23 protein-coding genes are annotated in these 22,759 nt (G+C 66.6%); 1 reads left to right on the top strand and 22 read right to left on the bottom strand.

Going from position 1 to position 22,759, the window contains the following annotated elements; all coding sequences use genetic code 11:
- Positions 1-32: 32 nt before the first annotated feature.
- From L338_RS12340 to L338_RS12265, 16 genes are all read right to left on the bottom strand, one after another.
- Positions 33-1,433 (bottom strand): sensor histidine kinase, encoded by a 1,401-nt coding sequence (locus L338_RS12340; RefSeq protein WP_022698703.1) that lies wholly within the window; start codon positions 1,431-1,433, stop codon positions 33-35.
- Entirely contained in the window at positions 1,430-2,101 is a 672-nt protein-coding gene (locus tag L338_RS12335; RefSeq protein ID WP_022698702.1) for a response regulator transcription factor, read from the bottom strand. The genes L338_RS12340 and L338_RS12335 overlap by 4 nt, the downstream gene beginning before the upstream one ends.
- A 57-nt stretch (positions 2,102-2,158) precedes the next feature.
- Entirely contained in the window at positions 2,159-3,685 is a 1,527-nt protein-coding gene (locus tag L338_RS12330) for a Do family serine endopeptidase (RefSeq protein ID WP_022698701.1), read from the bottom strand.
- Positions 3,686-3,816: 131 nt separating this feature from the next.
- Positions 3,817-5,052 carry a bifunctional alpha/beta hydrolase/OsmC family protein gene (locus L338_RS12325; protein ID WP_022698700.1) on the bottom strand — a complete coding sequence of 412 codons (1,236 nt, stop codon included), beginning with the start codon at positions 5,050-5,052 and terminating at the stop codon, positions 3,817-3,819.
- A gap of 44 nt (positions 5,053-5,096) precedes the next feature.
- Positions 5,097-5,477, bottom strand: a complete 381-nt coding sequence (locus L338_RS12320; RefSeq protein ID WP_022698699.1) for a cytochrome c-type biogenesis protein — start codon at positions 5,475-5,477, stop codon at positions 5,097-5,099.
- Positions 5,474-7,375 carry a heme lyase CcmF/NrfE family subunit gene (locus tag L338_RS12315; RefSeq protein WP_022698698.1) on the bottom strand — a complete coding sequence of 634 codons (1,902 nt, stop codon included), beginning with the start codon at positions 7,373-7,375 and terminating at the stop codon, positions 5,474-5,476. Before L338_RS12315 ends, L338_RS12320 begins: the two co-directional genes overlap by 4 nt.
- Entirely contained in the window at positions 7,372-8,289 is a 918-nt protein-coding gene (locus L338_RS16665; protein WP_022698697.1) for a tetratricopeptide repeat protein, read from the bottom strand. The genes L338_RS12315 and L338_RS16665 overlap by 4 nt, the downstream gene beginning before the upstream one ends.
- Positions 8,289-8,930, bottom strand: coding sequence for a DUF938 domain-containing protein (locus tag L338_RS12305; RefSeq protein ID WP_022698696.1), 642 nt, complete (start codon positions 8,928-8,930; stop codon positions 8,289-8,291). The genes L338_RS16665 and L338_RS12305 overlap by 1 nt, the downstream gene beginning before the upstream one ends.
- 39 nt (positions 8,931-8,969) lie before the next feature.
- Positions 8,970-10,298 (bottom strand): hypothetical protein, encoded by a 1,329-nt coding sequence (locus L338_RS12300; protein ID WP_152485896.1) that lies wholly within the window; start codon positions 10,296-10,298, stop codon positions 8,970-8,972.
- A gap of 91 nt (positions 10,299-10,389) precedes the next feature.
- On the bottom strand, positions 10,390-11,772 hold the full coding sequence (locus L338_RS12295; protein ID WP_022698694.1) for a sensor histidine kinase: 1,383 nt from the start codon (positions 11,770-11,772) through the stop codon (positions 10,390-10,392).
- On the bottom strand, positions 11,769-12,446 hold the full coding sequence (locus tag L338_RS12290) for a response regulator transcription factor (protein WP_022698693.1): 678 nt from the start codon (positions 12,444-12,446) through the stop codon (positions 11,769-11,771). Before L338_RS12290 ends, L338_RS12295 begins: the two co-directional genes overlap by 4 nt.
- 3 nt (positions 12,447-12,449) lie before the next feature.
- Complete coding sequence (locus L338_RS12285) at positions 12,450-12,785, bottom strand: PepSY domain-containing protein (RefSeq protein ID WP_022698692.1); 336 nt, start codon at positions 12,783-12,785, stop codon at positions 12,450-12,452.
- 54 nt (positions 12,786-12,839) lie between these two features.
- Positions 12,840-13,778 carry a DnaJ C-terminal domain-containing protein gene (locus tag L338_RS12280; RefSeq protein ID WP_022698691.1) on the bottom strand — a complete coding sequence of 313 codons (939 nt, stop codon included), beginning with the start codon at positions 13,776-13,778 and terminating at the stop codon, positions 12,840-12,842.
- A gap of 81 nt (positions 13,779-13,859) precedes the next feature.
- Complete coding sequence (locus tag L338_RS12275) at positions 13,860-17,753, bottom strand: baseplate multidomain protein megatron (protein ID WP_022698690.1); 3,894 nt, start codon at positions 17,751-17,753, stop codon at positions 13,860-13,862.
- Positions 17,753-18,199, bottom strand: a complete 447-nt coding sequence (locus L338_RS12270) for an NlpC/P60 family protein (protein ID WP_022698689.1) — start codon at positions 18,197-18,199, stop codon at positions 17,753-17,755. Before L338_RS12270 ends, L338_RS12275 begins: the two co-directional genes overlap by 1 nt.
- Positions 18,196-19,080, bottom strand: coding sequence for a DUF2163 domain-containing protein (locus L338_RS12265; RefSeq protein ID WP_022698688.1), 885 nt, complete (start codon positions 19,078-19,080; stop codon positions 18,196-18,198). Before L338_RS12265 ends, L338_RS12270 begins: the two co-directional genes overlap by 4 nt.
- 57 nt (positions 19,081-19,137) lie before the next feature.
- Here L338_RS12265 and L338_RS12260 point away from each other — a divergent pair, with 57 nt between their 5' ends.
- Entirely contained in the window at positions 19,138-20,076 is a 939-nt protein-coding gene (locus tag L338_RS12260; protein ID WP_022698687.1) for an AEC family transporter, read from the top strand.
- Here L338_RS12260 and L338_RS12255 read toward each other — a convergent pair.
- The 6 genes from L338_RS12255 to L338_RS12230 all read right to left on the bottom strand — a co-directional run bounded on the left by L338_RS12255 (position 20,032) and on the right by L338_RS12230 (position 22,732).
- A complete protein-coding gene (locus L338_RS12255; RefSeq protein ID WP_022698686.1) occupies positions 20,032-20,640 on the bottom strand; it encodes an SRPBCC domain-containing protein in 609 nt (202 codons plus the stop codon). The two genes, L338_RS12260 and L338_RS12255, sit on opposite strands and share 45 nt — an antisense overlap.
- Positions 20,641-20,706: 66 nt before the next feature.
- Positions 20,707-21,339, bottom strand: coding sequence for a DUF2460 domain-containing protein (locus tag L338_RS12250; protein WP_022698685.1), 633 nt, complete (start codon positions 21,337-21,339; stop codon positions 20,707-20,709).
- Entirely contained in the window at positions 21,339-21,851 is a 513-nt protein-coding gene (locus L338_RS12245) for a phage tail tape measure C-terminal domain-containing protein (RefSeq protein ID WP_022698684.1), read from the bottom strand. Before L338_RS12245 ends, L338_RS12250 begins: the two co-directional genes overlap by 1 nt.
- Entirely contained in the window at positions 21,844-22,029 is a 186-nt protein-coding gene (locus L338_RS12240) for a phage tail assembly chaperone (RefSeq protein ID WP_022698683.1), read from the bottom strand. Before L338_RS12240 ends, L338_RS12245 begins: the two co-directional genes overlap by 8 nt.
- Positions 22,026-22,319 (bottom strand): GTA-gp10 family protein, encoded by a 294-nt coding sequence (locus L338_RS12235; RefSeq protein ID WP_022698682.1) that lies wholly within the window; start codon positions 22,317-22,319, stop codon positions 22,026-22,028. Before L338_RS12235 ends, L338_RS12240 begins: the two co-directional genes overlap by 4 nt.
- A complete protein-coding gene (locus tag L338_RS12230) occupies positions 22,316-22,732 on the bottom strand; it encodes a phage major tail protein, TP901-1 family (RefSeq protein ID WP_022698681.1) in 417 nt (138 codons plus the stop codon). Before L338_RS12230 ends, L338_RS12235 begins: the two co-directional genes overlap by 4 nt.
- Positions 22,733-22,759: the final 27 nt, after the last annotated feature.

Here is a 22,759-nt window from a genome sequence, read left to right as displayed (position 1 = left end):
GCGGACGGCGCGCAGGACGCAAGGGGGATTGTCTATCGCGCGCGGGGAAAGGTCAGCACGGCGCGCAGTCCCGGCGCTTCCAGCGTCGAGGACCCCGGCCCGTCTTCCAGGGTGAATTCCGCCCCGTGAATGTCGGCCACCGCCTGCACCAGGCTTAGGCCGAGCCCCGAGCCTTGCGCGCTTCGCGATTCATCCAGCCGCACGAAACGCTTCTTCACGCGCTCCCGCGCATCGGCGGGTATGCCCGGCCCGGTATCGGTCACCGAAATCTCCGCGCGGCCGTCGCTGGCCTTGCGCAGGCGAAGCGCGATGGCCTCGCCTTCCGGCGCATACTTGATGGCGTTGTCGAGGAGGTTGGCCAGCGCCTGCGAGAGCAGGCCGCGATCGGCGCGGATTGTCAGCCCCTCCTCCATGTCGGAGGTGAAGGACAGACCGGAATCCTCGGCCACCGGCTCATAAAGCTCGGCCAGGTCCTCGATGATTTGCTGCGGATCGATGATGGAGAGCTGCTCCCGCCGTTCCCCCGCTTCCAGCCGCGCAATTTTCAGGACTGAAGCAAACGTGTTCAGCAGGCCGTCCGCGTCATCCAGCGCCTGTTGCAGGGCTTCCTGGCAATCGGCCCCCCGCTCCGCCTCCCGCAGACTGTCCTCCATGCGGTTGCGCAACCGGGTCAGGGGCGAGCGAAGGTCATGCGCGATGGAGTCGCCGGCATGACGCAGGCCGGTGGTCAGCCGTTCGATCCGGTCGAGCATTTCATTGAGATTGGCGGACAGCTCATCCAGTTCGTCGCCGGAGTGATTACGGGGCGCGCGGGCGGTGAGGTTTCCGGCCGTGACCTCGCGCGCGACCGTGTTCAGGTCATCCAGTCGCTGGGCGAAACGGCGGCTGACAAAGCCGCCCAGAAGGACACCGAACGCCAGAACCAGCGCCGACCCGGTCCAGATGGCGTCGGTGACGCGGCGCACATAGCGGGCGTTTTCCTCGACATCGCGGCCGACAAGAATCTGATAGCCGCCCAGAAGGCGCACCATGCGCCCCTTGGCCCGGCGCTCGACGGTTTCATCGTCTTCAGTGGGATATTGGTAGGTAAAGCCGAACTGGCTGTCGTCGTCCGGCCGGTCCTCCGGCAGGGCGCTGAGATTGCCGGAAATGCGCTGTCCGTTGGGCCGGGTCAGCAAATAGAGGTCTTCGGACGCGCCAACGCTGCGCTCCACCACGATGCGGTTCAGACCATTCAGGCCGGAACGCCGGTAAGCGCGCACCATGTCTTCGGCCTGCGTCTCGATGGCGCGCGAATCCTGGCGCGCCATGGCGCCCGCCGTCGCCGAATAGACATAGGCGAGGATGATGGAGACGAAGACCGCAAAAAGACCCGCGGCCAGCAGGGTGATGCGGAAGGTCGTCGTGCGTAGAAACGCGCGACGCTGCGTCATGCCTGCAGCCGGTATCCCGCGCCCCGGACCGTGTGGAGCATGGAGCGGTCATAGGGCTTGTCGATCTTGCCGCGCAGGCGTGAGACGTGGACGTCGATCACATTGGTCTGGGGGTCGAAATGATAATCCCAGACCTTCTCCAGAAGCATGGTGCGGGTGACCACCTGTCCGGCGTGTTTCATGAGAAATTCCAGAAGGCGGAATTCGCGCGGCTGAAGCAGGATTTCCTCGCCGCCGCGCGTTACGGTGCGGGCCAGAAGGTCCATTTCCAGATCGCCAACTTGCAGCCGAGTCTGCACCGCGCCGGGATCGCGGCGGCGCACCAGCGCCTCCACCCGGGCCAGAAGCTCGGCAAAGGCGTAGGGCTTGGTCAGGTAATCGTCGCCGCCGGCGCGCAGACCCTCCACGCGCTGGTCAATCTCGCTGAGCGCGGACAGCACCAGAACCGGTGTCTGGTCGCCTTCCATGCGCAACGTCTCGATAACCTTCAGCCCGTCCATGGCGGGCAGCATCCGGTCCACGACCAGAACGTCGTAACGTCCGTCGCGCGCCATGTTCAGCCCGGTCTCGCCATCCGGGGCGTGATCCGCAATATGGCCGCTCTCGCCCAGTCCTTTCAGGACATAGCTCGCGGCGACATGATCGTCCTCGATCACCAGAATGCGCATAAATCCTCCCCGGAAAAATGAGGGACGGCGATTTGTCCGCCGTCCCCCGAGCTGCGGTTATTCGTCCTCATCCGCCACGGACAGGGCGATGTAGCGCCGTCCCTGCGGATTGAGCACGCGCACCAGAACCGCCGAACGGTTATTGGCGCGGGCCTCTTCAATCGCCTGCGTGAAGTCGCTGGCGCCGTTCACGGCGTTGCCATTGACCTCCAGGATCACTTCGCCGCGGCGCAGGCCCTTTTCGGCTGCCTCGCTGCCGCCGCCGACATTGGCCACGGCGACGCCGCGGATATTGCTGTCCAGACCCAGCGCTTCGCGCGTTTCCGCGTCCAGCTCGGTCAGGGTAACGCCCAGGATTTCCGCTTCGCCGTCCTCTGACGGGGAGCTGTCCTCCTGCTGCGGGCCCTGGCTCAGCTCGGCCAGCGTATCCGCATCGGGACGTTCGCCGATTTCCACGCGGATCGTGCGTTCGCGGCCATCGCGCAGAACGCGGAAAGTGGCGCGCTCGTCCACGGCCAGATTGCCGACGCGGCGCGTCAGGTCGACGCTGCTCTCGACCTTCTCGCCGTTCATTTCCAGAACGACATCGCCAGACTGGATGCCGGCCTTCTCCGCCGGGCTGCCATTGACGACGTCGGTCACGATAGCGCCTTCGTCATCGTCCAGGCCCAGCGCCTGGGGCACGTCCTCGGCCAGATTCTGGATAGTCACGCCCAGCCAGCCGCGAACCACGCGGCCTTCCTGCACCAGCTGGTCGACAATATTGCTGGCGGCGCTGGAAGGGATCGCGAAACCGATGCCGATATTGCCCCCGGTGGGGGAGAATATCTGTGAGTTCACGCCCACGACGCGGCCGTCGATATTGAACAGCGGCCCGCCGGAATTGCCCCGGTTGATCGGCGCATCGATCTGGATGAAGCCGTTATAGGCCCCGCCTATCTCGCGGCCCGAAGCGGAAACGATGCCCGCCGTCGCGGTGCCGCCCAGGCCGAACGGATTACCCATGGCGACAACCCAGTCGCCAACGCGCAGGTTCGGATCCTGGTCGAAGGCGACATGCGGGAAATCGCTGCCCTCGACGCGCAGGACGGCAAGGTCCGTCGGCTGGTCCAGCCCGACCACTTCGGCCGGGAATTCACGGCCGTCCTTCAGGCTGACCGTGATGTCGTCCGCCTCTGAAACCACATGATAATTGGTCACCAGCAGGCCATCGGCCGAGATGAAGAAACCGGACCCCGCGCCCCGGGCGCGGCGGGTCTCTTCATCGCTGTCCGGCGTGCGGCGACGGAATTCTTCAAAGAACTCGCGGAAACCGGGCGGCAGGGCTTCAAGGTCGAAATCGGGATTGGCGAACGGGTTTTCGACTTCCGCCTCGACCTCGATCGAGACGACGGCCGGGCTGACCTGTTCGATCAGGTCAGCGAAGCTGAACGGCGCGCCGTTCTGCATCGTGCCGCTCAGCGCCGGGGCCGAATCCGTATTCTGCGCGCTGGCGATCGCGGCACCGCCAAAAGCGGCCAGAGCGATGGCGGCGGCGGAGACGCCGGCGGTCTGCATGCGGCGGAAATTCTTGCTTCTAAACATTCTGGATATTCGATCCCTTCGTCGGAATTACTAGACGTGCACACGCCCCCCGAGTTGCCGGTGACGTTGGAACACAACGGATTTCAGTCATCTTTCCGGTAGCTTACAAATCAGTAAGGCAAGACGATGTTTCAAGTCGCCAGCCTTGTGCGGATTATCACCGGTGAGTTCAACGTCCGGTGAACCGGACATTTGTCAGCGATTTCAAGAAGTTTCTCACGCTGCTCAGCGCTCAGATCACCTTCGAGATGCAATTCCCGGGTGATGATATCCAGCTTTCGCGGTTCGCCCTGAACACAACCGTCACAGTCATCGGCGTAGTCTTTCTGGTGATGCAGGGACACGGAAACCGATTTCAACGGCCATTCCTTTCGCTCCGCATACATCCGAACAGTCATGGACGTGCAGGCGCCCAGCGCGGACACCAGAAGTTCATAGGGGTCGGGGCCTGAATCCAGCCCGCCGATCCGTTCCGGCTCGTCGGCCAGGAATTCATGTTTACCGGCCGTGATGCGGGTCTGGAATTTCCCTTTTCCCGTTTCCTCGGCGAGCACCCGCTCCGGCCCCTCTTCCGCCTCGGCGATCTCGGCCTCCAGATCGGCGTTCAGATCGAAGCGCGCGGCCCATGCCGCGATAACGCCCGCCGCGTACTCCGCGTCCGCCTCCCCGGTCAGCAGGTGATCGGCGTTGTCCAGGCTCAGGAAACTTTTCGGGTGGCGCGCGGCGGCAAACAGCCGCGACGCGTTATCGATGCTGACCTGTTCATCCAGCGGCGAATGACAGAACAACAGCGCGACCCGCAGTTTCGAGACCGCCGTCTCCACGTTCTGGCCGCCAATATCCTCCAGGAACTGCTTCTTGATCTGGAAGGGCCGCCCCGCCAGAGAAACTTTCGCAATCCCGTCCTGCTCGATCATGTCCACCTGATCGGCAAAGCTGTGAACCACGTGCGCGGCATCGGCGGGCGAGCCGATCGTTGCGACGGCCCGGACGCTCTCGATGCGGCTGGCGGCGACCAGGCAGGCCGTGCCGCCAAGGCTGTGACCGACCAGCAGGGACGGCGCGCCCTCATTTTCCGTCAGCCACGCCGCGGCCTTCTCCAGATCTTCGACATTGGAGGAAAAATTCGTGTTGGCGAAGTCGCCCTCTGACTGGCCCAGCCCCGTGAAATCGAACCGCAGGACCGCCACCCCGCGATCGGCCAGCGCCTGCGAGACAAAATGCGCCGCGCGGACATTTTTCGAGCAGGAAAAGCAATGGGCGAAAATGGCGTAGCCGCGGATAAGACCGTCTTCCGGGAAGTCCAGTCGCGCGGCCAGCGTTTCGCCCAGCGCGCCGGTAAATTCAACTTTCCTGGAATTCGCCATGACCTGTCCTCAGTTCCTTCAGGACGCCTTGTAACAGGAAATTCTCACGCGTCGGGATCAGGCCTGTTCACATTGCGGTCAACGCGCATGAGGCGCAGCACAAAGAACAGGGCCGCGGCCGCCAGCAGCAGCGGCGTGACCCACAGGAACCAGCCCGCGCCGCGCGCCCGGGGACGTAACAAGGCGCTTTCCCCGTAGCGGTCCGCGATCCAGTCGCGCACCTCGGCGTCGCTGCGCCCCTCGCCGACCAGTTCGGTCACTTTTACGCGCATGTCCTGAGCAAGACCGGCATTGGATTCGGATATCGGCTGGCCCTCGCACACCACACAGCGGATTTCGTCCATCAGGGCGTTGGCGCGCTCCTGTTCCGTCTCAGTGAGCGCCGGGGCCGAAGCCAGCAGGATGGCGGCCAGAACGGCAATCATGAGGCCCGCCTCCTACGCCGGACATGCGATCCGGTGGAGACCAGCCCGCCCGCGGCGGTCAGAAAGGCTCCGGCAAAGACCATCCAGACCAACGGATGATTGGAGGCGCGTATGACCCAGGCGATCTCGCCATTCTCGCGTTCACGCGCCTGACCAAGCGCGACGTAATAATCTCCCAGAAGGCTGCGCCGCAGCGCCACTTCGGTCGTTGTCTGGTCGGCGGTCGGGAAATATCGCCGCTCGGGCGTCATCTGGAACTGTCGACCAGCGCCTGTGACCGTCAGCACGCCCTCATCGGCCAGATAGTTCGCGCCATCCGCGCGCCGCACGGTCTCCAGCGTCACGGTGCGGCCCGCAGCCTCGAAACTCTCCCCGCGCGTCAGCGCCGTGGAACGCTCTATCGAAAACCCGGTATCGCCCGCCGCTCCTAGCAGGAACAGGCCGACGCCGAAATGCGCCAATCCCCGGCCCAGCGTCCCGGGTTGCCGCCTTTGCGTGGCAAAATCACTCAGCGCGCCGGCCATCACCCATACCGCCAGCGCCGCCGTCACCGCCGCGCCAAGGGGCGCATCGCGGGCAATCAGGATAATTCCCGCCAGCGCCGCCAGTGCGCCAATCCCGCCATAAAGCAACCGGCGGCGCACCTCGCCCCACCCGCCCTGACGCCAGCGCAGGAACGGCGCAACGGGTAGGATCAGCAGGGCCAGCGCCATGACCGGCCCCACCGTCAATTCGAAATATGGGCCGCCGACCGCCACGTCGTCCCCGGACGCAGTGCGCAAAATCAGCGGATACAGCGTACCCAGCAGAACGATCGCCGCAGCCATGGTCAGCAGGGCATTATTCAGGATAAGCGCGCCTTCCCGGCTGACCGGGTCAAACTTCACCTTGTCCTTGAAGATTTGCGGCGCGCGCAGCGCGAACAGGGCCAGCGCACCGCCGCCCGCAACCGCAAGAATACTCAGCAACAGAACACCGCGGCGGGGATCCAGCGCAAATGCGTGAACCGATGTGAGTACGCCCGACCGGGTCAGGAACAGGCCCAGCATGGCCAGCGAAAATGCGCTGATGCTCAGGAACAGGCTCCATCCGGTGAGCGCATTGCGGCCTGCCGACACCACCAAGGAATGCAACAGCGCGGCGGTCAGCAGCCATGGCATCAGGGAGGCGTTCTCGACCGGATCCCAGAACCACCAGCCGCCCCAGCCCAGCTCGTAATACGCCCAGTAGGAGCCCAGCGTGATTCCGACCGTCAGCGCGGTGAACGCCGCCAGCGTCCAGGGCCGCGCCGCCTGCGCCCATTCCTTGCCCGACCGGCCTCGCCAGAGCGCCGCCACCGACAGCGCAAAGGGCGCCAGCAAGCCAGTGAGGCCCAGATAGAGAAGCGGCGGATGCGCCGCCAGCGCCGGGTCCTGCAATAGCGGATTGAGTCCGCGCCCCTCCAGCGGAACCGGCGACATCCGGTCAAACGGATTGGACGCAAAAATCGTGAAGACCAGAAACAGGACCAGCACGCCGCCCGCCGCAATCAAGGCCCGCGTGGCCAGCGGTCCCCGATAGAAATGCGCCAGCGCCGCCGAATAACCGGCCAGCCCGGCGCACCACATCACCATGGAGCCTTCATGACTGCCCCAGGCGCCGGCGATCTTGTAGCCCAGCGGCTTGGCCGAATGGCTGTTCATGAAGACGTTCTCGACCGAGAAGTCGGACTGCACGAAAACTGTGATGAGGCAGGCGAAAGACGCAGCCAGAGATACGAAAACCAACGCGGCCGCGCGGCGTGAAAGCGCCTCCCAGACTGCGCTGTCACGGCGTGTGCCGATCAGCGCGCACAGCATCTGCGCCAGCACCAGCGCCAGGGCGAGAGAAAGCGCGAACCGGCCGATCTCCGCAATCATCGGGCGTTCTCCGCCGGCGCGCGCTCAATCTGCGTGCGGACAGCCTCTATTGTCTGCGCCGCTCCGGACCGGTCGCCGAACCGCATCCGGGCCTCATTTAACGCCCCAAGCGCCGCATCCCGGTTCCCGGTGACGCTCTGCACGCGCGCCAGCGACAGCCACAGTCCGATATCGTCGGGGTTGGCCTCTGCGCGCGTTTTCAGCCGGCCTACCATTGCCTCGACAGAAGGCGGCGGCGCGCCGTCCCCGGTTTGCGGCCCCATGCGCGGTTGCGTCAGCCGGGCTGCCGCGGCGGCGGCCAGTTGCGCGCCTCGCGGATCGTCCGCGGCCGCGCGGGCCGGTGTTTCGGCCAGCGCCAGAGCGGTCTCGGCATTGGGCGTCTCGTCATAATCGGCGGCGGCGAGATAAAAGGCGGCGGAGAGGCTTTGGGGGTCCAGCGTCAGCGCTCTGCGAAACGCCGCGCGCGCCTCGGGGGTCAACTGCCCTTCGTTGAGAACGATGATCGCTTCGCCCATCTCGGTGAAATTGGCGGCGGTCGGCTCTATCCCCGCCAGCTCGCGATAGGTTTCAACCGCTTCAAGCGCCCGCTCCCGCCGCAACAGCTCGCGCGCATAGAAACGCAGCGCCGCCGGATCTTCAGGCGTTTCGGCAACCATGTCCTCGAGACGCTTGAAACGCTCCTCATCGGTCATTTCTTCGGGGTTCTGGCTGGCGCGCTCGGCCTGCGCGGCGGCGAACGGCGCGCCCTCCATGCCGGGCCGGCCGCCCGGCAGGTAAATCAGAACCGCCAGCGCCACGACCCCGGCAATGGCGGCGGCAACAGGCATCACGCCCCGCCGGCGTCCCAGCGGAGCGATGAAGGCCAACCCGGCAAGGGCCGCGCCCAGCAATGAAATGACCCAGAACAGCGCCATCAGTCCGGCTTGAAGACCAGCGTGAGATTGTTTGCCGGCATCGCGATCCGCTCATCCAGCCGCCATCCCTTTCCGGCGAACACGGCTTTGACGTCGTCCAGCTCCCGAACGCCCCATTGCGGATCACGGCGTTGCAGATCGTCGCGGAAGGTCAGGTTTGAAGGCGCGGAACGCCCGCCCTCCAGGAAAGGCCCATAGAGAATGACGCAGCCATCCCCGGGCAGGCGCGAGGCCGCGAAACCGGCCAGCGCGCGGGTCACTTCGAACGGGGAAATATGAATGACATTGATACAGACCAGCGCATCGCACTCCGGCGCCGCCACCATCCAGCCCTGGTCCAGAAGATCCAGGGCCAGCGGCGGGGCCAGATTATCGATTTCCCGAGCGCGCGCCGCGATGGACGCGCGGGACCGCGCATCCGGATCGCTGGGCGTCCAGCGGAGATCGGGACGCTTCAGACAAACCGCCTCGGCGTGTTCGCCGGTCCCCGATCCGATTTCCAGAATCCGGGAAGACCTGGCCAGACGCTCGCCCAGCGTCTCCGCGATCACGTCCTTGTTGCGTCCGGCGCTGGGAGAGAACAGTTTCTCGCCCGTCTCGCCCCGGTCTTCCAAAGCTATCGGCTTGTTGTTTTCAGCCATGCGGGTGGATGTATCCCGCTTTCGGCGGCGGGAAAATGCTCAGGCTGCGTCTTGCGACGATTTGCCCGCAGCGGCCGAGGCCCGGCGCTGGAACACCGCGTGAGAATCCTCGCCCGACAGCGCCAGGATCGCACGGCCCGTCAGCGCAATCCACGGTTTGAGGTTCTGCATCTCCTCGGCGCCCGCCTCATGGATCACGTCGATCAGGCTGGCGCTGTAATCGTCCAAGCGCCTTTCCGCCTCTTCGAACATCCTCACACGCGCGGAAGCAAAGGCCGCCGCATTGGCGTGACTGCGGCACCGGCGCAGCACATCGCACAGCGCCACCGCGCGTTCGGCGATTTCCGGTTTGGGTTTACGGGAAGTATCGGGCCGGTTGGCTGGAATATTGCCGTCCAGCTTCACCCGGCGCAGGGGCAGAGCCTTATCGATCGCATCGGGCGTTTCACGGCACATGTCTTCCATATTGGAAGCTGCGTCGTGGCGGATTTTATGCAGCCGTTTGCCCCATTCGCCGTCCTTGCGGATGCCCAGCTCACGCGTCATGCCTTGGGTAATGGCGGCAAATCCGTCCAGCGCGCCTATGACCTTGTCAGGCTCCACGGCCGTCCGGGAATCCAGTTGCAACCGCCGAACGGCTTCCGCCGCCTCATCAAGCAGCATTTCCCCGATCACGGAAAACTCCGTGCGGCTGAACAGCAAATCGTCCTGCTTGTTTGAAATGGCCTTGGCCACGCGCAGGATCATCCAGTGCTGGTCCAGCCGCTCCATGAGCAGGAACATCAGCAGAAGCTCCGCACGCGGCTCCTTCGCAACCACGGCCTCGTGACAGGCGCGCAGCGCCGCCAGCATGTCGTCATCGATGTCCTTGATGTAGTCCGGTAGGTCGTAGAGGTTTTCGGAAAGTTCAGGCTCGGCGCAGAGCAAGGTGATCATCTTGCGCGCATCGGCCGCGCCGCGTTCGCCGCCAAACATTTTGATGAAAGCGTTTCGGCCGTCCGGGTCCTCCATTTTCGCATCGAAAACCTCGACGAGGGCCGCGCCCAGAACGCCGCGCCCGGCGATCCGCGACCGCGCGCCGGACTCAAGATCGGAAACGATGGCCCCGGCGGCCGAACGGGCAAACGCCTCGAACGGCTCCAGAGAGGATTTCAGGATGGCGCCCGCCGCCGGCGCGCCGGCGTCTTCGGTCACCAGCGGCGCGGCAGGCCCGAACAGGATATGCTCGGACAAATCCGGCTCGGCCGGTCTCAGCGCATCGCAGATCAGGTCGAAAGGCAGGGAATCGTCGCCGTTTTGCCGCGCGGCGTCGCACGCCTCGTACAGCTTGCCCGCCATGTCGGCAGGCAAGGTTCCAAGAAACGCCATAAGCTGTTTTTCGCGGGGCGACGGCGAACCCATAAACAGACCGCTTCAACTCGAATATCTATCAAAGGCCTGTTTTTCTATACGGTTTTCGTTAATAGGCTTTTACGCCGCCGCGCGGCAGAAGAAGCCGCGCCTGCAACCCGCCCAGCGCCGATTCCTCAAGCTCCAGAGACCCGGAATAGGCGCGCGCCAGATCGGTCACGATGGCCAGGCCCAGCCCCGTACCCGGCGCCGTTTCATCCAGCCGCCCGCCGCGCTTCAGGGCTTCCTCGCGTTGCTCGGGCGCCAGGCCCGGTCCGTCATCGTCCACCTGCAGCAGGAAAATCTGGTCATCGATGGCGGATGTTTTGACCCGCACCTGCCCCTTGGCCCATTTCGCGGCATTCTCCACCAGATTGCCGATCATCTCTTCCAGATCCTGCCGCTCCCCCCGGAAGCGCAGCCCGTCCTCCGTCAGGGCGGAGATGTTTACCCCCCGCCCGGCATAGATCCGGCTGATCGTGCGGGTCAGGTCGTCAATCACCGGCTCCATCGGAACGGCGCCCGCCGCCCGGCCGCGCGCCGCCGCGCGGGCGCGCCGCAGATGATGATCGACCTGACGGGACATGGCGTCCGCCTGCCGGTGAACGATTTCGGAGCGCACGGACTCTCCGCTGCGCGATTCATTCAACAGAACCGCGATGGGCGTTTTCAGCGCATGCGCCAGATTGCCCACATGGGTCCGCGCCCGCTCGACGACTTCCTGATTGTGCGCAATCAGAGAATTGAGTTCCTCGGCCAGCGGCGCAATTTCATTGGGATAATCTGCCGCCAGCCGATCCTGCTCGCCCTCGCGGATTTTCGCCACTGACTGCCGCATGCGGAACAGCGGCGCCAGCCCGACCCGGACCTGTATGATCAAGGCGATGATCAGCGCCGCCCCGAACGAGGCGAGGATCCAGGCCGAAGCGATGGAGAAATTGCGCACCGCCCGGTCGGCGGCCGTCTTGTCCGCCGCCGCTATGAAGACCAGCGCGTTTTCTCGGGCCGGAAGGGTCACGGCCTCCGCCATCACCCGCAGCGGTTCCTGCGAGGGACCCTCGATCTGAATGATCTGGTGCTGGCCGGGCGTGGCCAGAACGCGCTCGATCTCCGCGGCAGGCAGGTCCAGATACTCGTCCCAGAGCGAGCGCGAGCGCGCTTCTGGCGTCAGGCCTTCGCCCGAAGCCGACGCAATCTGCCAGTAGCGTCCGGAAAACACCTGATCGAAGCGCGGATCGGCAAATCGCCGCGAAACGCTCAAATCCCCCGCCTCATCGGTCTCGGAATAGGCGATCAGCGCATCCATGACCGCGGTCAGGTCATCATCCAGCCCGCGATAGACGGAGGCCCGGTAAAACGCCGTCAGGCCAATCGCGCCGGCAATCAGCAAGACCACCGCCCACAGCGCGCCGGCTGCAATCAGCCGCGCGACAAGCGAGCGGCCGCGCTTCACGCCGTCGCCGCGCCCTCCGAGGCGACCAGGCGATAGCCAAGGCCGCGCACGGTCTCGATCCGGTCAGAGCCGATCTTCTTGCGCAGGCGTCCGACGAACACCTCGATCGTATTGGAATCGCGGTCGAAATCCTGATCGTAGATATGCTCGACCAGTTCGCCGCGCGAAACCACTTCGCCCGGATGGTGCGCCAGATATTGTAACAGTTTGAATTCGTGAGAGGTCAGCCGGATCGGCTCGCCCGCCACATAGGCCCGCGCCGCGCGCGTATCCACCGACAGGTCGCCCACTTCCAGCAACGGCGTCGCATGGCCCGCCGCGCGGCGGATCAGCGCTCGCAGCCGGGCCAGCAATTCTTCCGTATGAAACGGCTTGGTCAGGTAATCGTCCGCGCCGGCGTCGAACCCGGCCACCTTCTCGCTCCAGCGGTCGCGCGCGGTCAGGATCAGCACCGGCGTCGCCTTGCCTTCGCGGCGCCAGCGTTCCAGCACCGTCACGCCGTCGATCTTGGGCAGGCCCAGATCCAGAACGATGGCGTCATAGGGTTCGGTTTCACCCAAGAAATGCCCGTCCTCGCCATCGGCGGCGAGGTCCACGGCGTAACCCGAATCCTCCAGCGCCCGGCCTAGCTGGCGGGACAGGTCCGGATCGTCTTCAACAACAAGCACACGCATCGTTCAGGCCCCGCGTTCTGAGAGAATACGCCCAGTGCGCGCATCCAGAGTAACATCAACCCGCCGCCCGTCGCGTGTCTTCAGGATGACCGTATAGACCGGCGTGCGTCCGCCGCTCAGCGAAACATCCAGAACCTGGCTGCCGCGATGGCGCGCCTGGGCGATACGGATGATCTGGCTGGCCGGAAGGACACGGCCTTCCTCCTGCGCGTTCCGCGCCTGATCGGCGCTCCAGGTGCTGCGCATCTGGGCGTACATATCCTGCGATCCGGCCGCCGCCGTCCCGCATAGGGACGCCGCCGTCAGAAAGGCTGCAGATATGAGGGTTACAAGCTTCATGCGGTTGTTATCGGCCTTTGCCGCTGAATGAACGCTGAACGGAGGGTTCAGGCCTCAGCCGGCCATGCCTTTCCTCGGGTTGTAATCGCCTTTTGGCGTCCAGCCTTCCACGAATCGGGCCAGTTCCGGATCATTATCGGGCAACACGACTTTCAGGCGTACAAACTGATCGCCCCTTTTGCCCTGCCGCTCAACGCCCTTGCCGCGCAACCGCAGCACCGAGCCTGTGTTGGAGTTTTTCGGCACGGTGATGTTCACCGCCCCGTCAATCGTCGGGGTGGCGACCTTCGCGCCCTCGACCGCCTCTTTCAAGGTAATCGGCAATTCGACGCGGATATCATCGCCCTCGCGCGTGAACGTGGGATGATCCTTCACGCGTACCTCGACCAGCGCATCGCCGGACGGACCGCCGCCCGCCCCCGGATGACCCTGTCCCTTCAGGCGCAGCGTCTTTCCGGTCTCGATGCCGGCGGGGATTTTCAAATTGAGGGATTTCCCGTCCGCCATGGTCACGCTCTTGGTCGCGCCCTTGGCCGCGTCGAGGAAATCCACGTCCAGCTTGTAGCGCACATCGTCTCCCCGCGTGCGGAACCCGCCGCGGCCCCGGCCCGGCCCGCCGCCACCGCCGCCACGGCCAAACAAGTCGGCGAAAATATCGCCGATATCCTCGAATCCGCCGCCGCCCGGCCCGGCGCCGTGGGAACTATAGCTATACCCCTGCTGCCGGCCGCCCGGACGCGGGCCGCCGCCTGCAAACGGGCCGCGCTCATTGCCCTCGGCGTCGATTTCGCCGCGGTCAAAGCGCGCCCGCTTGTCGGGATCGCTCAGAATATTGAAAGCCGTGGTCGCGGCCTTGAACTTGTCCTCGGCCGCCTTGTCGCCCGGCCGCACGTCAGGGTGCAGCTCCTTGGCGAGCTTGCGGTACGCTTTCCGTATCTCGTCTTTACTGGCGTTTTTGGAAACGCCCAGAAGTTTGTACGGATCGTCCGCCACAGATGTCCTCTCGCCTGATCTCTCAGAAATAACGCCCGGAATAGCGCGCGCCGCAAGCGCCAAGAGATAAGCGCAAGGACGCTAGAGATAAAGAACCCGCGCCGCCGGCGCGCCGGCGCCCCACTGGCCGGAAAGCTGGGAAACGCGGATTTCCAGCGCGCTCGCCGCGGCGCCAAACAGCGCGATTTCCTGCGCATTCGCCAATAACGCCCGTGGCGCGGATGCGTTCAGCGTCAATGCTGCCTCCCCGTCCTTGATGATCTCGACCGCATAAGCCTCCATTGTCTCACCCAGCGGAACGTCCGGCGCAGCCCAGTCATCGCCGCCGATGCGGGTCCGCCGGGTCCAGGAAATCTCAATTCCCTCCGCCGTCCGCACGCCCCTCAAATGCGCGGGCGACAAGGGACGCAGCGCATATCCGGTCCAGTTCGCGCCTGTCAGCGTCGCGCCCTCGTCATACGGGCTCAGCGCGGGCGCCCCGGCCGCCAGGCTGAGCGGGACCTGACGCGAAAGGCCGGAAACGTCCAGCCGCTCCAGCGCCGGGTCCAGAACCACGACCCGCGCCCCGGCCGTCACCGGCGCGCCCATCGCCGTTTCCGTGCCCGCCAGCCCACGCAACAGACCGGAGATTTCAAAGACTCCCGGCGTGACCAGCAGCGCGTTCCGCGCCTGCAGGATTTCCCACTCGCCATCGGGCGATTCTATCGCGATGCGGTTCGCGCCATTCAACACGCGCAACGCCTCTTCATTGGAAAGCATGCCGGAATAGAGCCGGATACGCGTCCGGTTACCTTCGTCCCAACGGCCGACCGGCCCATGCCACAAATCCCAGACAAGTTCGCCCATCATGGCGGGCCGGTCGGCAATTGCCCGCCCCGTCAGGCTGTCATCATCCGGCCCGGCCCAGATCAGCGCCGCACCGGGCCAGGGTTTCGCGCTCACCGCAATTCGCGGCGCCGCATCGTCTTCAACATCCGACAAGGGCGCGTCGATCAACCAGACCAATGGCGGGCTGTAGGGCGTGACCGGATCTTCAATCACACCCGGCTCTGGTCCGGACATCCGGTTCAAGGCCCCGCCCGTGTCGCCCTTCAGGACGGCCGCGCCAGCCACCCCGCCCTCCAGACCGGCCAGTCTCCAGACACGATCCGCGAATATCGCACGGTCACCCGGCTCCAGAGCTGCCCGTGACGGCGGCGCTCGCAATGTCAGCGTTTCGGCCTCGCCCAGCGCCACGGTCAACGCCCGCTGCGCCACGTCTTCGGCCTGCCGCTCGTCCAGCACCAGCGGCAGGTTCAATCGAATCGCCCGCCTGTTCTCCGCATCCCGGTTCAGGGCGGAGACGCCGCCCGGCTGATGCCCGCGCCCCTCGTCAATAAAGCTGACACGGGCCTCTCGCGGCAGATCGCTCATCTGGGCGCGTTCGATCTCGAACACGCTGCCGCGATCGGGCAACACCAGATCGTTCATGGAAAGCGCTATCGCGCCGCCGCCGGACGCCGGCAGGAACGCCGTCGCCTCCGCCCGGTCATTCATGTCGAAACCATAGGCGTTCATAAGCGGCGACAAGGCATCGCGTCCCGTTGCCGGACCGCTCAGCATGTATCCGGCGACCAGTCCGTCCAGGCTATCCACGTCGATCTCAACCAACCCGGCGCGGCCGCAAATATCCCGCACCACATCGGCCAGCAGCGCCCGTCCCGCGCGCCCGGTCAGCCAGTGGCCCAGCCGCCAGTTATCGCCGTCCGTCCAGATCTCCTCCCGCGCCGGAAAGTCCGGATAGGGCCGCGCGTCCCAGGTCCAGACATGCGCGCCTGCCAGCGCCACCATCGGTCCGTCATAGACGGCAGAGACCGGATTCCGCCCATGCTCCGGCGCCCAGTAATCCAGCATCGCCTCGATATAGCGCCGCTGGATCAGGTCATCCCGCGACCCGTCCGAATAATAGGGCAGCGCCGATTCAGAACTTTTCGGGTCGTAAAAAACGTTTGGCTGGTTTGACCCCTTGTCCGCCGCCGGGCATCCGATCTCCGTAAACCGGATCGGCTTGGATTCCGGAACCCACCCCGTCGCCTGCGCCGCCCGCACGCCGCCGGGACGGTCATGATGCGGCCGCGACCACCAGTTCCGGATATCCTTGTAGCGGAAGACGTGCGGCTCCCCGTAAGCCCCGTCCGTGATCGCGGTCCGCGCCTGCGCGTCACGATCCCCCGCGCCGGCGTAGAACCAGTCATAGCCCTCCCCGCCTTCCACCTGCCCCTGCAAATAATCCAGCCGGTAGATCGTGTCGGAGAGGGCGGCGTCCGCATGTCCCCCGCCGTCGCGCCAGTCGGACAGCGGCCCGTACCAGTCGATCCCCACGAAATCGATATTCGCGTCCGACCACAGCGGGTCGAGGTGGTAGAAGACGTCGCCCGACCCGTCCTGCGGCTGGTGACCGAAATATTCCGTCCAGTCCGCTGCGTAGGAAATCTCCGCCCCCGGCAGGATCGCCCGCACGTCCGCCGCCAGCGCCTTCAGCGCATCCACCGCCGGGTATTGATCCGCTGAGTCCCGGATCGTGGTCAGCCCGACCATCTCGGACCCGATCATGAACCCGTCCACCCCACCCGCCTGCGCGCAGAGATGGGCGTAATGCAGGATCATCCGCCGGAACGACCATTCCTCGGGCCCGGCATAGACCGGCTGCTCCCCCGACAGGTCGAAATCCCCGCCCGCCGCGTCGCCAAAGAAGGCCGCAACCTGCGCCCCGGCGGCCGCCGTCTGGTCCGGCGATCCCGCCTCCCCCGCCGCCGGATGCTGCGTGATCCGCCCGCGCCAGGGGTAAGGCGGCTGCTCGTTTCGCCCGTAGGGATCGGGCAGGCCAGACCCCGCCGGCACGTCCATAAGGATGAAGGGATAGAACACCACCTCCAGCCCACGCGCCTTCATCTCACGGATTGCCTGAACCACGCTCCAGTCCGCCGGCGTCCCGCCATAGGCCGGCCGCCCCCCGATCCGCGAGACCACGTGCGCCTCGTCCCGCGCCACCCCGCCGCCGACCCAGCTCCGCGGCCTGGTGATCTTCGCGTCAAACTCCACCCCGGGCCGGATCTCGCATTCGCCAACCCTTAAGTCCGTCCCGAACCAGGAGACAACCAGCGTCACCGACCGGCAGTTCGGCAGTTGCGCCTGCAAATCGTCCAGCGATGCGACAATATCCGGCAGTCCCCGGCTGTTATTGACGTTCTCCGCCACGCTCTCGCCCGGACCGGCTTCCCGCAGCACCTTGCTGGTCGCATAGGCGAACTCCCCCGAGCTTGGGATCATCGCCACGCCCTGCACCAGCTGCTCCATGCGCGGCGGCCCGTCCGCCGCGACCGGCGGCTGGCGCGTCACCTCGAAGCTCAGATTCGGGATGCGATTGCCAAACGCCGAGAGGTCCAGATCCTCGAACACCACATAGGCCGTCCCGCGATAGGCTGACGCCGCCTCCCCCTCGACCGCGCTGATCAGCGCGTCCGGCGCCTGGTCCTCCGTCCCGCGATAAAGCCGCCAGGCAACGCGCGACAAATCCATCAGAGCCCCGTCCGCCCAGATTCGCCCCACCCCGCCGATCTCGCCTTCGCCCAGCGCCACCGCGAAGCTCAGCGAATAGGAATATTCCCGCACCTCCGGTCCGCCCTTGCCGCCGGACTCCTCGCTGACATGCTCCTTGAAGTTCGCCGCCCAGATCACCTGCCCGGCCCCCCGCATCGTCCCGTAGACGACCGGCATTCCCGCGCCCTCGGTCGAGCTCTGGATCTGCAGCGCCTCCAGACGCGGCCCCTCCACGTCGCGCCGGGTGAACGCCGCATCGACGGCCGATCCAGCCAGCGCCCCGGCAAACCCGCCCAGCGTCGAGCCAGAAACGCTCGCCCCGAACAGCGAGACCGAGCCGGGCAGCAAAGCCCCGCCCAGCGCGGACCACGCCGCGCCCAGTACCAGTGAAGCCATCAGGCCGCCCCCATGTCAGGAAAACGAAATGCGCAGGCCGCGCGCCGCCGCCACCACGGCGTCAGCCAGGTCTCGGTCACCGCCCGTCCCCAATAGGCATGGATGATCCGCCCGGCCTCCGCCGTCCCGTCGCTCAAAATCGCGCAATGCTTGGCCGGCGCGCCCGCCGCGATGCGGAACAGGATCACGTCCCCCGGCCGCGCCGCCTCCAGCGCGATCTCGCGCAAATGCCGCCGCGCCCCGTCGCGCAGCGTCTCCGCCCCGCCGCGCTCCGCCCAGTCCGGCGTATAGGGCGGCAGCGTTTCCGGCTCTGCGCCATACACCCCGCGCCACACGCCCCGCACCAGCCCCAGACAATCCGCGCCCGCGCCCTTTACGCTTGCCTGATGCCGATAGGGCGTGCCCAGCCAGTCCCGCGCCTCGGCCAGTATCGCCGCCCGGCTCATGCGCCGATCCCGCGCGACCCGCCATCATGGGTCCCGCCCGCACGCGGGCCGGCCATCAGCGCGTCATTGCCCGGCATGTGTGGGAACCCGCGAAAGTTCAGCCCGTTGCCAAACTTCTCCCGGCACGTCGCAAACCGCTTGTCGCACCCCGCCGTGACCGTGAACGCATCGCCCTCGGCCAAGGTCTGAGGCGGCGCCCGCCGCAGGGTCAAGCTGGCCCCAGCCTGCGCCTCCACCTCGAAGGACAGCCCGGCATTCCCGCCCGTCGCGAAGGTCAGCCGCCCCCGCGAGAACCAGTCCGGCGCAAAGGCCGCCAGCCCCGCCGCCTCGAACGCCCGCGCCCCTGTCGCCGTCTCAACAGTCCCGCTGGCCTTGAAAGCCGGATCGTCCAGATCCGCGGCGCAGCGTGCATCCCCCACATCCGCGTCGCACCGCCGCGAATAAACCCGCCCCGTCGTCTGGGTCAGGCGGTGCGAGGGCGCGCGCAGCTCCGCCTCGAAGGCCAGCGCCCCGCGCCGCGTCTCCCCGATCTCGCCGCGCCAGGCCGCATAGCGATGCTCCGGCGCCGTCCAGTCCAAACGGAAAACCGTCACCGCCGCCTCGTCCCACAGCCCGGCGGCGATATCGGCCTCGGTGATCGCGTCATCGTTCAGCGCGCCCAGCACGCTCCCCGCATCCACGCTCAGGCCCAGCTCCCGCCGGATATCGCCCGGCTCGAACCCGCCCCGCGCCCGGTAATCGGCGCCGTCAAAGCTGAGGTCCCGGTCATGGCTGGTAAACCCGAACACCGCCCCGTCGCGGCGCTCCACCCGCCAGCACCAGCACAGAGTCGTCACCCCGCCCCCCAGCTTCACCTGAAGGGCGTCCGGTATCTGTCTCATCTAATTTTCCTCTTGATGCTTCCGGCGGCGGCCCCGCCACGCTATGCGGGTCGCGCAATGCTTCCCGCGCTCGCTCAGGCCCTTCCGGTTTTCGCCATCATCGCGCTCGGCTTTTTCGCCGGGCGCGCGAACCTGATCGCCGGCGACCAGGCGCAGGCGCTCAACCGGTTCGTTTTCCTGTTCGCCATGCCCGCCGCGCTGTTCATCTTCGCGGCCACGAACCCGCCGCCCGGCCTCGCCGATCTGCCCTTCACGGGCGTCTATCTCGGCATCGCGGTGGGTATTTTCTTCGTCAGCCTGATCATGGCGCGCACCCTGTTCGGCCTTTCGCTGAGAGAGGCCGGCGCGCACGCCTTCGGCTCCACGCTCGGCAATGCGGTGTTCCTCGGCCTGCCCATCGTCCTGACGATCGAGGGATGGGGCGCGCCCTATCTTCTGCTGATGCTGTGCGAGGGGATCGTGATCATCGCCCTCGGCGCGGCCTTCATCACCGCCCCGGAAGACGGCCAGACCGGCGTTTCCCTGAAAGCGGGCGCGGACGCCCTGCGCCGGGTCGCCCGCAATCCCATCGTGCTGGCGATGATCCTCGGCTTTCTGGTCGCCATGCTGCGCCTGCCGGTCCCGGAGCCGGCGGAAAATTTCTTCCGCCTGCTGGGCCGCGCCGCCGGTCCCGCCGCGCTGTTCGCGCTGGGCGTCAGCCTCGCCGTCGCCCCGCGCGGCCCGGTGGCCGAGCGTGCAGGGCGGCTTACCGCCATCACATTAATGAAGCTGATCGCCATGCCCGGTCTCACCTGGCTCGGCATGATCCTGATCGGCGCGACTCCGGAACAGACCGGCGCGGCTGTGCTGTTCACCTCAATGCCGACCGCCGTCGCCGTCTTCGTCCAGACCGCGCATGAGCGCGTCTATCAGAACACCATTGCCGCCGCGATCACGGTGACAACGCTGCTCTCACTGCTCAGCGTCACCCTCGTCCTCGCCCTCTTCAACGCCTGACTCCTCAAACGCCGAACACGGCTCATCCGGGCGTTCATGACACCCCGCCTCGACATAGGTCTTCAGGCGGTCGCCGATGAAGTGGTCCCACACCCCGGCGGCGGCCTGCGCGCCCTGCTCGTTGATCTGGCCGCTGATATTCACCAGCACGTCGAACTGCGTCCCCGCCTCGGTCGGCGACAGCTTGTAGCTGACCACGAAATTCATCGCGTTGCCGTTGAAGCCCAGCGGCCCGTCAAAGCGCAGCGCCTCGCCCGGCTTCACATAGATCACGGTCGCGTGCAGCACTTCCGCGCCATCCCCGAAGCGTTCAATGAAATGCCCGCCCGCTTTCGGCTCCAGGTAAAACTCGTCCGGATCCATCCCGAATCCGCGGGAGAAGCTGTGATCCCACCAGCCGGAGACATCGCCCGTCGCCGCGTCGAACACGGTCTGCGGATCGGCCGCAATCTCGTAACTCTGGCTGATCGAATAGCCCTGCGTGGTGAATTGTTCGGTCTTGGCCTGTGCCGCCATCGGCGCAGCGAGTCCCGCCGCCAGCAAAGCCCCGGTCAGAATGCGCATCGCGTCTCTCCCCCATTGATTTGAGGCGCGATCATCGCCGCTTCCCGGCGCTCCGTAAAATGACAATCACGAAAGAATTTCGATCACCGGCAGGCTGACCGGCGCCCCGGCGCGGAACGCCTCGATCGTCACCTCGAACCGGTCGGTGTCGAACCGCACCGGCGTATCGAACTCGAACCCCGCCGTTACCGCCGCGCCATTCTCCGGCGCCTGCAACAACGTCACGACCCCGGCCGCCGCATCCACGCTGAACGCCGCCGCATTCAGCTCCACGCCGTCCACCGCCACGCGAACGCTCCCCTCAACCGGCTTGGCTATCTCGCGCGTCCAGCTCGCTCCGCCGCTCTCATAAACCTTGCTCAACCGGAACTGCAGCGTCTCTCCATCGCCCGTCCCGATCCGCTGATCCTCTGCCCCCGCCGCCGCCGACGGCGCACAGCTCTTGTGGTCCAGCGGGTCGCGGAAACGGAATCCGTGTAGCGCCCCGCGCCGCGCCTCGAAGAACGCCAGCGCCTCGTGCAGCGCGTCCAGCGTCTTCACGCCCGGCCCCGCATCCCAGCGCCGCCGCGAGCGGGCCCACGGCGTATTCCGCTCCTCCCTGCCCGACCCCAGCGTGACGATCTCCGTGCGCCGCTCTGGCCCGCCGCTCGCGCCGAACCCGATGGAGAAGGGAAACCGCACTTCGTGAAACGCTGTCATCAGAGCCTCCGCATCCCGCGCGCGGCCAGCCGCGCCACCTGCGCCGCCAGCGCCCGCTCGTCCACGCGCCCGCCGCCGCCCGGCGGCGCATTTACGTTCACCGTCACGCTTGGCGCTGCGCCGCCAATCTCCCCGGCGCTCGCGGGCCGAAACACTTCCGGTCCGCGCTCGCCCACCAGATACGCCCCGCCCGGAACCACCGGCCCGCCCTCGGCCCGCGCGCCGGCAAACGGCAGCGCGCCCATCAGCCCGTCCGCCAGCGAATTCAGCGGCGCGCGCACAAACCGCTCAATCGCCAGCGAAGACAACTCCGCCTGTATCGAGGCCGCCATCACCTTGAACGAAAACTCCCCCGTCCGCGCCGCGCCGGCCAGCGCGTCCTCGATCTCCCGCCCCGCCTCGCGAAACGCCGCCGAGATCAGTTCCGCCGACTCCCGCGCCGGCCCTTCCGCCATGACCAGCAGCGCATCGCCCGCCGCTTCGGCCTCCTCGGCCCCGTATCCGTCACTCACCGCCTTGATCCTCCTTGTCGGGAAACCGCGCCGCCAGCGCCTCAAACGCCGCGCGCTTCAGCCCGCCGCCTTCGCCGTTCAACGCCCGCCACTCTGCCACCGAAAGCCGCCAGAACGCCTCCGGCGTCAGCCCCATCCCGGCGGCGGCACGCAACGCCCCGCGCCAGACCGCGTTCACGCGAAAGCCCGGCGGAACGCCTCCGCCACGCCCCGCGCCGCCTCTTTCGGATTGATGTTCAGCGCCTCCGCCTGACCGGCCAGCGCCGCCTCGCCGCCGCCGCGCAGCAGCGCCCGCAGCACCACGTCCAGATCCGCCGCGCCCAGGCGGGACAGCCGCGCGCCCAGCGCCTCCAGCCCGTCCGCCTCCAGCACCGTCTCGATCTCCGCCAGCGCGCCCAGCGTCAGGCACAGCCTGCGCGAGACGCCGCCAATCTCGACCTGCACTTCTCCCCGCGCGCCGTTCGTCACAGCGCCGAGAACCCGATCTCGCCGGCCGAGGCCAACGTCAGCGCATACTGCGCCTCGCCGTCGAACCGCCCGGAATATTCCAGCGCCGCGATCACGAACGGCCCCTCCAGCACCCCGAAATCGGGGATGACCAGCTGGAACCGCCGCGCCTCGCCCGCGAAGAACACCGTCCGCGCCGTCTCGTCCGCAGCCCTGTCGCGGAAGATCCCCGTCCCGGACACGCTCGCCGATTTCACCCCGGCCCCGGGCAGCAATTCCCGCCACCCGCCGGCGCTGTCCGCATCCGTCGCGTCCACCGTCCTCGCATTCAGGCTGATCGTCCTGGCCCGCAGCCCCGCCAGCGTCGCGAAACTCTCCTCCGCCGCCCCGTCGCCGATCTTGATCAGCATGTCCTTCCCCGCCTGCGCGGTCATAAGCCCACTCCCCAAACTTCCGCTGTC

Source organism: Euryhalocaulis caribicus (assembly GCF_000412185.1).
GTDB lineage: Bacteria > Pseudomonadota > Alphaproteobacteria > Caulobacterales > Maricaulaceae > Euryhalocaulis > Euryhalocaulis caribicus.
Note: the sequence above shows the minus strand (reverse complement) of the source record. Positions and strands in the feature narration are given on the sequence as shown.